The organism is Pseudomonas sp. NLJ1 (assembly GCF_049486705.1).
Classification (GTDB): domain Bacteria; phylum Pseudomonadota; class Gammaproteobacteria; order Pseudomonadales; family Pseudomonadaceae; genus Aquipseudomonas; species Aquipseudomonas inefficax.
The window spans coordinates 920,274-933,807 of sequence record NZ_CP137735.1; the positions used below are offsets into that span (position 1 = coordinate 920,274).

9 protein-coding genes are annotated in these 13,534 nt (G+C 61.4%); all 9 read right to left on the bottom strand.

The genetic code is table 11. The annotated features are described in order from the left end of the window. Nucleotides 1–41: 41 nt before the first annotated feature. Nucleotides 42–791 carry a DUF599 domain-containing protein gene (locus R9B85_RS04145; protein WP_112252982.1) on the bottom strand — a complete coding sequence of 250 codons (750 nt, stop codon included), beginning with the start codon at nucleotides 789–791 and terminating at the stop codon, nucleotides 42–44. Between the two features lie 366 nt (nucleotides 792–1,157). Further along, nucleotides 1,158–2,471 carry a branched-chain amino acid transport system II carrier protein gene (brnQ, locus tag R9B85_RS04150; RefSeq protein WP_112252983.1) on the bottom strand — a complete coding sequence of 438 codons (1,314 nt, stop codon included), beginning with the start codon at nucleotides 2,469–2,471 and terminating at the stop codon, nucleotides 1,158–1,160. Between the two features lie 481 nt (nucleotides 2,472–2,952). Then, nucleotides 2,953–3,837, bottom strand: a complete 885-nt coding sequence (gene sucD, locus R9B85_RS04155) for a succinate--CoA ligase subunit alpha (RefSeq protein ID WP_004376004.1) — start codon at nucleotides 3,835–3,837, stop codon at nucleotides 2,953–2,955. Then, nucleotides 3,837–5,003: an ADP-forming succinate--CoA ligase subunit beta gene (sucC, locus tag R9B85_RS04160; RefSeq protein WP_003254205.1), complete on the bottom strand. Its 1,167-nt coding sequence runs from the start codon at nucleotides 5,001–5,003 to the stop codon at nucleotides 3,837–3,839. Before sucC ends, sucD begins: the two co-directional genes overlap by 1 nt. A 172-nt stretch (nucleotides 5,004–5,175) precedes the next feature. Then, on the bottom strand, nucleotides 5,176–6,612 hold the full coding sequence (gene lpdA, locus R9B85_RS04165) for a dihydrolipoyl dehydrogenase (RefSeq protein ID WP_003254207.1): 1,437 nt from the start codon (nucleotides 6,610–6,612) through the stop codon (nucleotides 5,176–5,178). Between the two features lie 93 nt (nucleotides 6,613–6,705). After that, nucleotides 6,706–7,926: a 2-oxoglutarate dehydrogenase complex dihydrolipoyllysine-residue succinyltransferase gene (odhB, locus tag R9B85_RS04170; RefSeq protein WP_207878618.1), complete on the bottom strand. Its 1,221-nt coding sequence runs from the start codon at nucleotides 7,924–7,926 to the stop codon at nucleotides 6,706–6,708. Between the two features lie 42 nt (nucleotides 7,927–7,968). Then, complete coding sequence (locus R9B85_RS04175; protein ID WP_112252985.1) at nucleotides 7,969–10,800, bottom strand: 2-oxoglutarate dehydrogenase E1 component; 2,832 nt, start codon at nucleotides 10,798–10,800, stop codon at nucleotides 7,969–7,971. A 245-nt stretch (nucleotides 10,801–11,045) separates the two neighbouring features. Beyond that, complete coding sequence (locus R9B85_RS04180; protein WP_028690457.1) at nucleotides 11,046–11,750, bottom strand: succinate dehydrogenase iron-sulfur subunit; 705 nt, start codon at nucleotides 11,748–11,750, stop codon at nucleotides 11,046–11,048. Between the two features lie 11 nt (nucleotides 11,751–11,761). Further along, on the bottom strand, nucleotides 11,762–13,534 hold the full coding sequence (gene sdhA / locus R9B85_RS04185; RefSeq protein WP_112252986.1) for a succinate dehydrogenase flavoprotein subunit: 1,773 nt from the start codon (nucleotides 13,532–13,534) through the stop codon (nucleotides 11,762–11,764).

Consider the following 13,534-nt stretch of genomic DNA (forward strand, 5'->3'; position numbering starts at 1 on the left):
TGTCGGGTTTTTTTGTGCCTGAAACTTGGAGGTTAAACGTTTCAGGTGCCAGAGGCGGCGGTTTCCTTTGCGGGTTCGATCGAAACACTTTCGGTAGGTGTGAACACCATCACATCCAACACGTCCGAATGGAACTCGCGGCGATAAAGAATCAGCACTACCCCGACACTCATGCCCATGAACAACCACGGGCTGATGAACCAGCTCAACATGGCCATGCCAAAGTAATAGGAACGCAGACCCAAGTTGAACTGGTTGGCAGCAAGCGACAACACCCGCGCCGCCCGCGAGGCGAATGCCTTGCGCTCCAGTTCATTGACCAGCCGCTCACCGATCATTGGCGCCGACCCCACCAGTACTGCAGCGAAGTTGTATTGGCGCATGCACCAGCTGAAGGTGAAAAAGGCGTAGACGAATACCATGGCCAGGCACAGTAGCTTGATCTCGGACATGCCCTGGGAGGTCTGCTGCACCAGCGGCAGGTCGGCCAGCAGTGACAACGCCCGGTCGGAGGCCCCGAGCACGGTGAGGATACCGGCGAGAATGATCAGCGTGCTGGAGGCGAAGAACGAGGCGTTGCGCTCGAGATTGCCGATCACGCTGGCGTCGGCAATGCGGTTGTCGCGCAACAGCATGCGGCGCATCCAGTCTTCGCGGTACAGGTGCAGCACGCTGGCCAGGCACGCGGTGTCGCGGCCCTTCCAGATGGCATAGCGGGTATAACCGCCCCAGCACAGGGCGAACCAGGCGATGGCCAACAGGTTGTTCAAGTTGCTTTGGATGAAATTCATGCAGGATTCCCGGGAGGGCCAGATACCTGAAGGATAGGGACCGGATTTCGACGCTGGCAAGCGGCAAAAGGCACACCTGAACAGTGAAAGCAGGCGCGATCGGTTGTAGGAGCGGCCTTGTGTCGCGATGGGCCGCGAAGCAGCCCCGGCAATACATGCTGCGAAGCTGAAATCATGGGGGCGCTTCGCACCCATCGCGACACAAGGCCGCTCCTACAACTGATCGCGTCAGCCGAGAAGTTTGTGCCAGGTGGCCGAACATGCAAACAAAAAGCCCCGCATCCTCTAGGATGCGGGGCTCTTGAGTTTCCACCCTTGGCGAGCACCCTTCGGCTTGTGGCCGGCGCTGCCCTCAGGCTTCGACTATCAGGCCAGCGCTTCGCGCGGCTTGCCAAGCATGCGATCGCAGGCCACGGCGCCAACCAGGGTCACCACCGAAGGCACCAGCCAGGCCAGGCCTTGGTCGCTCAGTGGCAGGTGGGCCATGAAGTCCGGCAACACGTGGGCAATGCTGCTGCCCTTGATCGCATCGACCATGCCGAACAGCAGCGACACCAGCATCACTGGCGCCAGGATGCGGGTTGGCGAGTTCCACAAGTCCTTCACGAAGCTCAGCCCGACCACCACGATGCACGGCGGGTAGATCGCGGTGAGCACCGGGATCGAGAACATGATCAGCTTGGTCAGGCCAAGGTTGGAGATCAGCAGCGAGAAGCCCGCCAGGATCACCACCAGTGCGCGGTACGACAGCGGCAGAACCTGGCTGAAGTACTCGGCGCAAGCACAGGTCAGGCCAACCGCTGTCACCAGGCAGGCCAGCGCGATCAGCACGGCGAGGAAGCCGCTGCCCAGCGAGCCGAAGGTGTGCTGCACATAGGCATGCAGTACCGCCGCGCCGTTGGTAGCGTCAGCCGCGATGTCGTGGCTGGTTGCCCCCAGGCGGAACAGGCTGATGTACACCAGGGCCAGGCCGACACCGGCGATCAGGCCGGCGATGATGGCATAGCGGGTAATCAGCTTCGGCGACTCGACACCGCGCGAGCGGATGGCGTTGACGATGACGATACCGAACACCAAGGCACCCAGCGTGTCCATGGTCAGGTAACCATCGGAGAAGCCCTTGGAGAACGCTGCGGCGGCATAGGCCGGCTGCGCTTCACCGATGGTGCCGGCAGGCAGCGCGAATGCGGCGATGCCCAGTACCGCCAGGGCGATGATCTTCAATGGCGCCAGGAAGCGGCCCACGGTGTCGAGCAGCTTGCCCGGGTACATGGACACGGCCAGTACCACGAGGAAGTAAACCAGGCTGTAGATGAACAGCGCCAGCGGGCTTTCACCGGTCAGCGGCGCAACGCCCACTTCGAACGATACGGTCGCGGTGCGCGGGGTGGCGAACAGCGGGCCGACCGAGAGGTAGCACACGGCCGCCAGCAGGCCACCGAAGAACTTGCCGATCGGGCTGCTCAGGGCGTCCATGCCGCCACCGACCTTGGCCAGGGCGACCACGGTGATGACCGGCAGGCCCACGGCGGTAACCAGGAAGCCGAGAGCCGCCATCCATACGTGCGGACCAGACTGCAGACCAACGATAGGCGGGAAGATGATGTTGCCAGCGCCCACGAAAAGCGCAAACGTCATAAAGCCAAGCGCCAGGATATCCTGGCCTTTGAGAACTTTCATTTAAGGTAGTACCACACTGCTGAAATCGGGATTCGAGAGGGGATTTCCCTTTGGATGAGGGGAAATGCTGCCCGGCTTGATAGGCCAGACCCGTTTAGCGTGTCGTTCCCTTTTGGGGCACGGGCACAGAGTGAACGCGTAATGTAACTGTTTTGTCAGTCAAACGCACTGGCACAGTGCTGCTTGTCCGATGTGCGTACATGTTTGTCGTCTGTGCGACCGAGGACAGCGAGAATTATCCCAGTATTGGGAAGTTCGTCTGCGTGAAAATTCCTATCAAACTCATCGAAAAATCCATGTTGCCTGTACTGGCCTCTTCGCGGGTAAACCCGCTCCCACAGGTGCTTCGCAATTCTCAAGGTTATTGATTTCCTGTGGGAGCGGGTTTACCCGCGAAGAGGCCGCCACAGGAATACCCAGCCCCAGAAACGACAAAGGCCACCCGAAGGTGGCCTCTGTGCGCGTGGGGGGTGTAGCAGTATTACTTCTTGACTTCCCAGCCAGTCAGCTCGGCCAGGGCCTTGCCGATGTCAGCCAGGGAACGCACGGTCTTCACACCAGCGTCCTGCAGAGCGGCGAACTTCTCGTCCGCAGTGCCCTTGCCGCCAGAGATGATGGCGCCAGCGTGGCCCATGCGCTTGCCCGCAGGTGCGGTAACACCGGCGATGTAGGAAACGACAGGCTTGGTGACGTTGGCCTTGATGTAGGCCGCAGCTTCTTCTTCAGCCGAACCGCCGATCTCACCGATCATGACGATCGCTTCGGTCTTCGGGTCTTCCTGGAACAGCTTCAGGATGTCGATGAAGTTGGAGCCCGGGATCGGGTCACCGCCGATGCCGACGCAGGTCGACTGGCCAAAGCCGGCGTCGGTGGTCTGCTTCACAGCTTCGTAGGTCAGGGTGCCGGAACGCGAAACGATACCGACCTTGCCTGGCAAGTGGATGTGGCCTGGCATGATGCCGATCTTGCACTCGCCCGGGGTGATGACACCTGGGCAGTTAGGGCCGATCAGGGTCACGCCCAGTTCGTCGCACTTGACCTTGGCATCCAGCATGTCCAGGGTAGGAATGCCTTCGGTGATGCACACGATCAGCTTGATGCCGCCGAAGGCAGCTTCCAGGATCGAGTCCTTGCAGAAAGGAGCCGGAACGTAGATGACCGAAGCGTCAGCGCCGGTAGCTTCCACAGCTTCTTTCACGGTGTTGAACACTGGCAGGCCCAGGTGGGTGGTGCCACCCTTGCCTGGGGTTACGCCGCCGACCATCTTGGTGCCGTAGGCGATGGCCTGTTCGGAGTGGAAAGTACCCTGCGAGCCGGTGAAGCCCTGGCAGATGACTTTGGTGTCTTTATTGATCAGGACGCTCATTACTTGCCCTCCGCAGCTTTGACAACTTGTTGAGCAGCGTCGGTCAGGCTGGTTGCCGCAATGATGTTCAAACCGCTTTCTGCCAGTACTTTAGCGCCCAGTTCGGCGTTGTTGCCTTCAAGGCGAACGACGACCGGCACTTTGACGCCGACTTCTTTCACTGCACCAATGATGCCTTCGGCAATCATGTCGCAGCGAACGATGCCGCCGAAGATGTTGACCAGGACGGCCGCGACATTGCTGTCGGACAGAATGATCTTGAACGCTTCGGTAACGCGCTCTTTGGTAGCACCACCACCAACGTCGAGGAAGTTGGCCGGCTTGCCGCCGTGCAGGTTGACGATGTCCATGGTACCCATGGCCAGGCCGGCACCGTTGACCATGCAGCCGATGTTGCCTTCGAGGGCAACGTAGTTCAGTTCGAACTTGGCAGCGTGGGCTTCACGAGCGTCGTCCTGCGACGGGTCGTGGAAGGTTTTCAGCTTGGGCTGACGGTACATGGCGTTGGCGTCGATGTTGATCTTGGCATCGAGGCAGTGCAGGTCGCCGTCGGCCTTGATCACCAGCGGGTTCACTTCCAGCAGGGCCAGGTCGTGATCCTTGAACAGCTTGGCCAGACCCACGAAGATCTTGGCGAACTGTTGAACTTGCTTGCCTTCCAGGCCCAGCTGGAATGCCAGCTCGCGACCCTGGAACGGCTGAGCGCCGACCAGCGGGTCGATGGTGGCCTTGAGGATTTTCTCAGGCGTTTCGTGAGCGACTTTCTCGATGTCCACGCCACCTTCGGTGGAAGCCATGAACACGATACGGCGGCTCGAACGATCGACTACAGCGCCCAGGTACAGCTCTTTGGCGATGTCAGTGCAGGATTCGACCAGAATCTTGGAGACGGGTTGACCGTTGGCATCGGTCTGGTAGGTAACCAGATTCTTGCCCAACCACTGTGCAGCGAACGCCTTGGCGTCTTCTTTGCTGCGAACCAGCTTGACGCCGCCCGCCTTGCCGCGACCACCCGCGTGAACCTGGGCTTTTACGACCCACTCGTTCCCGCCGATCTTGTCGCAGGCTTCTGCAGCTTGCTCAGGGGTATCGACAGCGAAACCCTTGGAAACTGGCAGGCCGTATTCAGCGAACAGCTGCTTACCCTGATACTCGTGAAGATTCATGCTTTTTACCGTCTTCGTTAGGTACTGCGCTTCGGCGCTGCGCCATCACTGGCGCCGCACCACCTGTGACCGTTGACCCCGGGTTTTCCCGTGTGATCCGGTCCGGCGGACTTTCCGCGGTGAGTCATGCACGCAAGACTCACGACGGGCAGCCCGCCGTGGTTTCTTATAATTAACGCTTCTTACGGTTGGCCACGTGAATGGCGCCGCCATTCACCGCCAGCGCTGCTTCATGCAACGCTTCGGACAGGGTCGGATGGCTGAAGACCATCATGCCCAGATCCTCGGCACTGGTGCCGAATTCCATTGCGATTGCGCCCTGCTGCACCAGTTCGGCAGCCGATGGGCCAATCACGTGTACACCCAGGACGCGGTCGGTCTTGGCATCGGCGATGACCTTGACGAAACCACCGGTGTCGTTGGCAGCCATCGCACGGCCGCTGGCCGCGAACGGGAAGGTGCCCACGTTAACCTCAACGCCTTCGGCCTTCAAGGCCTGTTCGGTCTTGCCGACCCACGCGATTTCCGGGTGGGTGTAGATGACCGACGGGATCAGGTCGTAGTTCATCTGGGCCTTGTGGCCCTTGATGCGCTCGACCACCATGATGCCCTCTTCCGAGGCCTTGTGGGCCAGCATCATGCCGCGGACCACGTCACCGATGGCATAAACGCCAGGAACGCTGGTAGCGCAGTAGTCGTCGACGAAGATGTAGCCACGCTCGTCGATGGTCACGCCGCTGTCGGCAGCCAGCAGATCGGTGGTCACAGGGCGACGGCCGACCGCGACGATCAGCTTGTCGAAGGTGATCTTCTGCTCGCCCTCGGCGTTGGTGTAGGTCACTTCGACTTCGTTGCCGTTGACTTTCGAGCCGGTGACGCGCGCGCCCAGCTTGATATCCAGGCCTTGCTTGGTCAGGGTCTTCTGGGCTTCTTTCGACACGGCGGTGTCGGCAGCCATCAGGAAGGTGTCCAGGGCTTCAAGCACGGTGACTTCAGCACCCAGGCGAGCCCATACCGAGCCCAGTTCCAGGCCGATAACGCCAGCACCGATAACACCCAGACGCTTCGGCACGGCCTGGAATTCCAGGGCGCCGGTGGAATCGACGATGACGTTCTGGTCGACCGGAGCCGGTGGAATGTCGATCGGGCGCGAGCCGGAAGCCAGGATCACGTTCTCGGCTTCGATGACTTCGGTAGTGCCGTCAGCCTTGGTGACTTCGACTTTCTTGCCGGCCAGCAGCTTGCCGTGGCCCTGGATCGAAGTAACGCCGTTGGCCTTGAACAGGGTGGCAACGCCACCGGTCAGGTTCTTGACGATGCCGGCCTTGCGGCCAACCATCGCAGCGACGTCCATCTTCACTTCGCCAGTGGAGATACCGTGGACGTTGAAGCTCTCTTTGGCTTCCTTGTATTTCCAGGAGCTGTCCAGCAGCGCCTTGGAAGGAATGCAACCTACGTTCAGGCAGGTGCCGCCCAGGGCCAGCTTGCCCTCGGCGTCGGTGTATTTCTCGATACAGGCAGTCTTCAGACCAAGTTGTGCGGCCTTGATGGCAGCCACATAGCCGCCAGGACCTGCACCAATCACCACTACGTCGAATTTCTGGGTCATAAAAGATTCCTTATCAGCTACAAGCTACAAGCCGCGAACCGCGCGGCATGGCTTCCTGCGAAGCCAGGGCCGGCACGGTACGCAGCCAGAGGGTTAGATGTCCAGCAGCAGGCGAGACGGATCTTCCAGCAGGTTCTTGATGGTGACCAGGAAGGTTACCGCTTCCTTGCCGTCGATCAGGCGGTGATCGTACGACAGCGCCAGGTACATCATCGGGCGAATCACCACCTGGCCATTGATGGCCATCGGGCGCTGGATGATGTTGTGCATGCCGAGAATGGCGGCCTGCGGCGGGTTGACGATCGGGGTCGACATCATCGAACCGAAGGTACCACCGTTGGTGATGGTGAAGGTGCCGCCGGTCATCTCTTCGATGGCCAGCTTGCCGTCACGGGCCTTCTTGCCGAAGGTGGCGATGCCGTTCTCGATTTCCGCCAGGCTCATCGACTCGGCGTTACGCAGTACCGGTACCACCAGGCCACGGTCGCTGGACACGGCAACGCCGACGTCGGCGTAGCCGTGGTAGACGATGTCGTTGCCGTCGATCGAGGCGTTGACAGCCGGGAAGCGCTTCAGGGCTTCGGTGGCAGCCTTGACGAAGAACGACATGAAGCCCAGGCGTACGCCATTGTGGGTCTTCTCGAACAGGTCCTTGTACTTCGAACGCAGGGCCATGACTTCGGTCATGTCGACTTCGTTGAAGGTGGTCAGCATGGCCATGTTCGACTGGGCTTCGACCAGACGCTCGGCGATCTTGGCGCGCAGGCGGGTCATCGGCACACGCTTCTCGGTGCGGTCGCCAGCGGCAACCACAACCGGGGCAGCAGCGGCAGCGGCGGCAGGCTTGGCAGCTGCAGCAGGCGCCGACTTCTTGTTGGCGACGGCAGCGACGACGTCTTCCTTGGTGATGCGACCACCTTTGCCGGTGCCGGCAACGGAAGCCAGGTCGATGCCGTTTTCTTCAGCCAGCTTGCGCGCGGCCGGGGCGGCAACCGGGTCTTCTTCGCCAGCGTCGGCAGCAGCGCCAGCCGGGGCAGCAGCGGCCGGGGCGGCAGCAGGTGCAGCGGCAGCAGCACCGCCTTCAACGATCGAACCCAGCACTTCGTCGGACAGGACGGTGTCGCCCTCGCCCTTGACGATGGCACCCAGCACGCCGTCGGCGGTGGCCAGTACTTCCAGGACGACCTTGTCGGTCTCGATGTCGACGATCAGCTCGTCACGCTTGACTGCATCGCCCGGCTGCTTGTGCCAGGTGGCAACGGTGCCATCGGCAACCGATTCCGGGAAGGTTGGGGCTTTGATCTCGATAGCCATTATCTGTGTTTCCTTAAATTCGGTTTCAGGTGCGCGAAGGCATTAAACAGTGAAGGCGTCTTGCAGCAGTTTTTCCTGCTGTTCGGCGTGCTTCGATGCGTAACCACAGGCTGGCGCGGCGGAAGCGTCGCGGCCGGCGTATTCCAGGACCAGTGCCTTGTTGTGGCGGCCCAGGATACGGCGCATGTGGTGCTGGCTGCTGTACCAGGCGCCCTGGTTCATCGGCTCTTCCTGACACCAGACCGCATGCTTGAGGTTGGTGTAAGGCGCCAGGATTTCGACCAGGTCGTCCTCAGGGAACGGATACAGCTGCTCGATACGCACGATGGCGATGTCTTCGCGGCCTTCGGCACGGCGTTTTTCCAGCAGGTCGTAGTAAACCTTGCCGCCGCACAGGACCAGGCGTTCGACCTTGGCCGGATCGAGGCTGTCGATTTCCGGGATCACGGTCTGGAACGAGCCTTCTGCCAGCTCTTCCAGGGTCGAGATGGCCAGCTTGTGGCGCAGCAGCGACTTCGGCGTCAGCACGATCAGCGGCTTGCGCAGCGGACGGATGACCTGGCGACGCAGCAGGTGGTAGATCTGGGCCGGGGTGGTCGGTACGCAGACCTGGATGTTGTGCTCGGCGCACAGCTGCAGGTAACGCTCCAGGCGCGCGGAGGAGTGCTCCGGGCCCTGCCCTTCATAACCGTGGGGCAGCAGCATGGTCAGGCCACACAGACGGCCCCACTTGTGCTCGCCGCTGGTGATGAACTGGTCGATCACCACTTGCGCACCGTTGGCGAAGTCACCGAACTGGGCTTCCCAGATCACCAGCGCGTTCGGCGTGGTGGTCGAGTAGCCGTATTCGAAGGCCAGTACCGCTTCTTCCGACAGGAAGGAGTCGTACAGTTCGAACTGTGGCTGGCCCGGGAACAGGTTCTTCAGCGGTACGTAGGTGCTGGCGTCCTTCTGGTTGTGCAGCACCGCGTGACGGTGCGAGAAGGTGCCACGGCCGATGTCCTGGCCGGTCATGCGGATCGGGTGACCTTCGAACTGCAGGGTGGCGTAAGCCATGGTCTCTGCATAACCCCAGTTGATCGGCAAGCCACCGGCCTGCATCTTCTGGCGGTCTTCGTAGATCTTGGCGACCTGGCGCTGGACGACGAAACCTTCCGGGATCTCCAGCAGCTTGGCCGACAGTTCCTGCAGGGTCTTGAGGTCGAAGCGGGTGTCGTGACGCGCGGTCCAGGCATGGCCCAGGTACGGACGCCAGTCGACGAACAGCTCGCGGTTCGGCTCCTTGACCAGGCTCTTCACCACATGCAGGCCGTTGTCCAGCGCGTTGCGGTACTCGTCGATCTTGGCCTGGGCGCGCTCGGCATCGATGCGGCCGGCCTGGATCAGTGCCTCGGCATACAGTTCACGAGTCGTGCGCTGCTTGCTGATCTGCTGGTACATCAACGGCTGGGTGCCGTTCGGCTCGTCGGCCTCGTTGTGGCCGCGACGGCGGTAGCAGACCAGGTCGATGACCACGTCACGCTTGAACTGCATGCGGTAGTCGATGGCCAGCTGGGTCACGAACAGTACGGCTTCCGGGTCGTCGCCGTTCACGTGCAGGATCGGCGCCTGGATCATCTTGGCAACGTCGGTGGCGTACTCGGTGGAGCGCGCGTCCAGCGGGTTGCTGATGGTGAAACCAACCTGGTTGTTGATCACGATGTGCACGGTGCCGCCGGTCTTGAAACCGCGGGTCTGCGACATCTGGAAGGTTTCCATGACCACGCCCTGGCCGGCGAACGCTGCGTCGCCGTGGATCGAGATCGGCAGCACCTTGTCGCCAACGGTGTCGTTGCGGCGGTCCTGACGGGCGCGCACCGAACCCTCGACCACTGGGGAGACGATTTCCAGGTGGGACGGGTTGAACGCCATGGCCAGGTGCACTTCGCCACCCGGGGTCATCACGTTCGAGGAGAAGCCCTGGTGATACTTCACGTCACCGGAGCCCAGCTCGTTCATCTTCTTGCCTTCGAACTCGTCGAACAGCTCGCGCGGGTTCTTGCCGAAGGTGTTGACCAGCACGTTCAGGCGGCCACGGTGGGCCATGCCGATGACGACTTCCTTGGTGCCGTAGGAACCGGAACGCTGGATCATCTCGTCCAGCATCGGGATCAGGCTTTCGCCGCCCTCGAGGCCGAAACGCTTGGTGCCCGGGTACTTGGTGCCCAGGTACTTCTCAAGGCCTTCACCGGCGGTCACGCGCTCGAGCAGGTGGGCCTGCACGTCAGCGGAAAACTCCGGACGGCCGCGCACGCTTTCCAGGCGCTGCTGGAACCAGCTGCGCTGCTCGGAATCGACGATGTGGGTGAACTCGGCGCCAATGGTGCGACAATATGTCTTCTGGAGCGCCTCGAAGATCTCGCGTAGGCTCGCTTCCTCTTTGCCGATGAACAGGTCGCCGGCACGGAAGGTCGTATCAAGATCGGCATTGGTCAAGCCGTAGTGATTGATCGACAGGTCTACGGGCGCAGGACGCTGCCACAACCCCAACGGGTCGAGCTTGGCAGCCTGATGGCCGCGCATACGATAGGCCTGGATCAGTCGCAGAACTTCAACCTGCTTCTTCTCGTGTTCACTGCTCACGCTCCCGGCGGATACCGGTTGGGCGCGGCGCTGGTTCTTTGCCAGCAGTACGAAATGGTCGCGGATTGTCGAGTGCGATACATCGGTAGCGGTGCTGCCGTCGGCGGGCAACTTCTGGAAGTAGGTGCGCCACTCTTCTGGCACAGCGTTAGGGTCGTGCAGGTAGAGCTCATAAAGCTCTTCCACATATGCAGCGTTACCACCTGAAAGGTGGGCGCTTTCCCACATGCGCTGCATCACGCTTTCTTGCATGCTTGGTCACCCTCGGTTAGGGGACTGATCGGCGAGAGCCACAGCAAACCTGGAAAAGTCCGAAAACAGCGACTGAACCACGCCACCTGGATCCTGCTGATTTTCCGGGTACCAGCCCGGAAAGCCCCTGCTGGTCTCATATCTTCATAGGTATGAACGCAGGCTTTGTGGGCCCTTGTTCGGGTTTTACCTCAGTGCGGGCTCACCACCCGCACCTCGGCTTACTGCAGGTACAACTCTTTGTATCAGGTGCCGCTTTGCAGCAGCATGTTACGTACGTGGCCGATTGCCTTGGTCGGGTTCAGACCTTTCGGGCAAACGTTGACGCAGTTCATGATCCCGCGGCAGCGGAATACGCTGAACGGGTCATCCAGCGACGCCAGGCGCTCCTGGGTCTTGGTGTCACGGCTGTCGGCCAGGAAGCGGTAGGCCTGCAGCAGAGCGGCGGGGCCCAGGAACTTGTCCGGGTTCCACCAGAACGACGGGCAGGAGGTCGAGCAGCAAGCGCACAGGATGCACTCGTACAGGCCGTCCAGCTTGTCGCGATCTTCCGGCGACTGCAGGCGCTCGATGGCCGGCGCCGGAGTATCGTTCTGCAGGAACGGCTTCACCTTCTCGTACTGCTTGTAGAAGATGCTCATGTCGACGACCAGGTCACGAATGACCGGCAGGCCCGGCAGCGGGCGCAGAACCAGCTTGTTGCCCTTCACCACCGCCGACAGCGGGGTGATGCAGGCCAGGCCGTTCTTGCCGTTGATGTTCATGCCATCGGAACCGCAAACGCCTTCACGGCACGAGCGACGGTAGGAGAAACCTTCGTCCTGCTCTTTGATCAGTGCCAGCACGTCCAGCACCATCAGGTCCTTGCCGCCGGTATCGACCTGGAAGGTCTGCATCTTTGGCGCCGAATCGGTGTCCGGGTTGTAACGATAAACTTCGACTTGCAACATAGCGGCCATCCTCAGTAAGTCCGGACTTTTGGTTCGAAGGCTGGAACAGTCTTCGGCGCAAAGTTGACGCCACGCTTGGCGACGCGCTTCTCACCCGGGTAGTACAGGGTGTGGCACAGCCAGTTTTCGTCGTCACGGTCTTCGAAGTCTTCACGGGCGTGAGCGCCGCGGGACTCTTTACGGGCTTCGGCCGCAATGGCGGTAGCTTCGGCGACTTCCAGCAGGTTCTGCAGCTCCAGCGCTTCGATACGCGCGGTGTTGAAGGCCTGGGACTTGTCGTTGATCTTGACGTTGGCGATACGGTCACGCAGACCGGCCAGCTGCTCGATACCCTTCTGCATGTATTCGCCAGTACGGAATACACCGAAGTAGTTCTGCATGCAGCTCTGCAGCTCGCGCTTCAGGCTGGCAACGTCTTCACCGGTGGTGCGCTCGTTCAGCTTGTTCAGGCGGTTCAGGGCAACATCGACGTCGGTGTCGCTGGCGTCGCGGTATTCCACGCCTTCGGTCAGCGCCTTCTCCAGGTGCAGGCCGGCGGCACGGCCGAACACCACCAGGTCGAGCAGCGAGTTGCCGCCCAGGCGGTTGGCACCGTGTACCGATACGCACGCCACTTCACCTACGGCGAACAGGCCCGGGATGATGTGATCGTTGCCTTCGGCGTCCATGGTGATGGCCTGGCCATGAATGTTGGTGGCAACGCCGCCCATCATGTAGTGGCAGGTCGGGATGACCGGCACCGGCGCGACCACAGGGTCGACGTGGGCGAAGGTCTTGGACAGTTCGCAGATACCTGGCAGGCGGCTGTGCAGCACTTCCTCGCCCAGGTGGTCCAGCTTCAGCAGTACGTGGTCCTTGTTCGGGCCCACGCCGTTGCCGGCGATGATTTCCTTGACCATGGAACGGGCGACCACGTCGCGGCCGGCCAGGTCTTTCGCGTTCGGCGCATAACGCTCCATGAAGCGCTCGCCGTGGGCGTTGATCAGGTAGCCACCCTCACCGCGGCAACCTTCGGTGACCAGTACACCGGCGCCGGCGATGCCGGTCGGGTGGAACTGCCACATTTCGATGTCCTGCACTGGCACGCCGGCACGCAGGGCCATGCCCACGCCGTCACCGGTGTTGATCAGGGCGTTGGTGGTGGAGGCGTAGATACGGCCGGCACCGCCAGTGGCCAGCACGGTGGCCTTGGACTTGATGTACAGGGTCTCGCCGGTTTCGATGCAGATCGCGATCACGCCAACGAATGCGCCGTCCTGGTTCTTCACCAGGTCAACTGCGTAGTACTCGTTGAGGAAAGTGGTGCCGGCTTTCAGGTTGCCCTGGTACAGGGTGTGCAGCAGCGCGTGACCGGTACGGTCGGAAGCGGCGCAGGTACGGGCAGCCTGGCCACCCTTGCCGAAGTCCTTGGACTGACCACCGAACGGACGCTGGTAGATACGACCGGTTTCGGTACGCGAGAACGGCAGGCCCATGTGGTCCAGCTCGAAGACCGCAGCCGGGCCTTCCTGACACATGTATTCGATAGCGTCCTGGTCACCGATGTAGTCGGAGCCCTTGACGGTATCGTACATGTGCCAGCGCCAGTCGTCGTTCGGGTCGGCCGAAGCGATGGCGCAGGTGATGCCGCCCTGGGCGGATACAGTGTGCGAACGGGTCGGGAAGACCTTGGTGACCACGGCAGTCTTGTGGCCGCCTTGAGCCAGCTGCAGCGCAGCGCGCATGCCGGCGCCGCCGCCACCGATGATGATGGCGTCGAAGGAAATGGTTGGAATGCTAGCCAT

Coding starts and splice junctions, on each gene's coding strand:
- R9B85_RS04145 (WP_112252982.1), bottom strand. CDS start 791: ATGAATTTCATCCAAAGCAACTTGAACAACCTGTTGGCCATCGCCTGG.
- brnQ (WP_112252983.1), bottom strand. CDS start 2,471: ATGAAAGTTCTCAAAGGCCAGGATATCCTGGCGCTTGGCTTTATGACG.
- sucD (WP_004376004.1), bottom strand. CDS start 3,837: ATGAGCGTCCTGATCAATAAAGACACCAAAGTCATCTGCCAGGGCTTC.
- sucC (WP_003254205.1), bottom strand. CDS start 5,003: ATGAATCTTCACGAGTATCAGGGTAAGCAGCTGTTCGCTGAATACGGC.
- lpdA (WP_003254207.1), bottom strand. CDS start 6,612: ATGACCCAGAAATTCGACGTAGTGGTGATTGGTGCAGGTCCTGGCGGC.
- odhB (WP_207878618.1), bottom strand. CDS start 7,926: ATGGCTATCGAGATCAAAGCCCCAACCTTCCCGGAATCGGTTGCCGAT.
- R9B85_RS04175 (WP_112252985.1), bottom strand. CDS start 10,800: ATGCAAGAAAGCGTGATGCAGCGCATGTGGGAAAGCGCCCACCTTTCA.
- R9B85_RS04180 (WP_028690457.1), bottom strand. CDS start 11,750: ATGTTGCAAGTCGAAGTTTATCGTTACAACCCGGACACCGATTCGGCG.
- sdhA (WP_112252986.1), bottom strand. CDS start 13,534: ATGGCTAGCATTCCAACCATTTCCTTCGACGCCATCATCATCGGTGGC.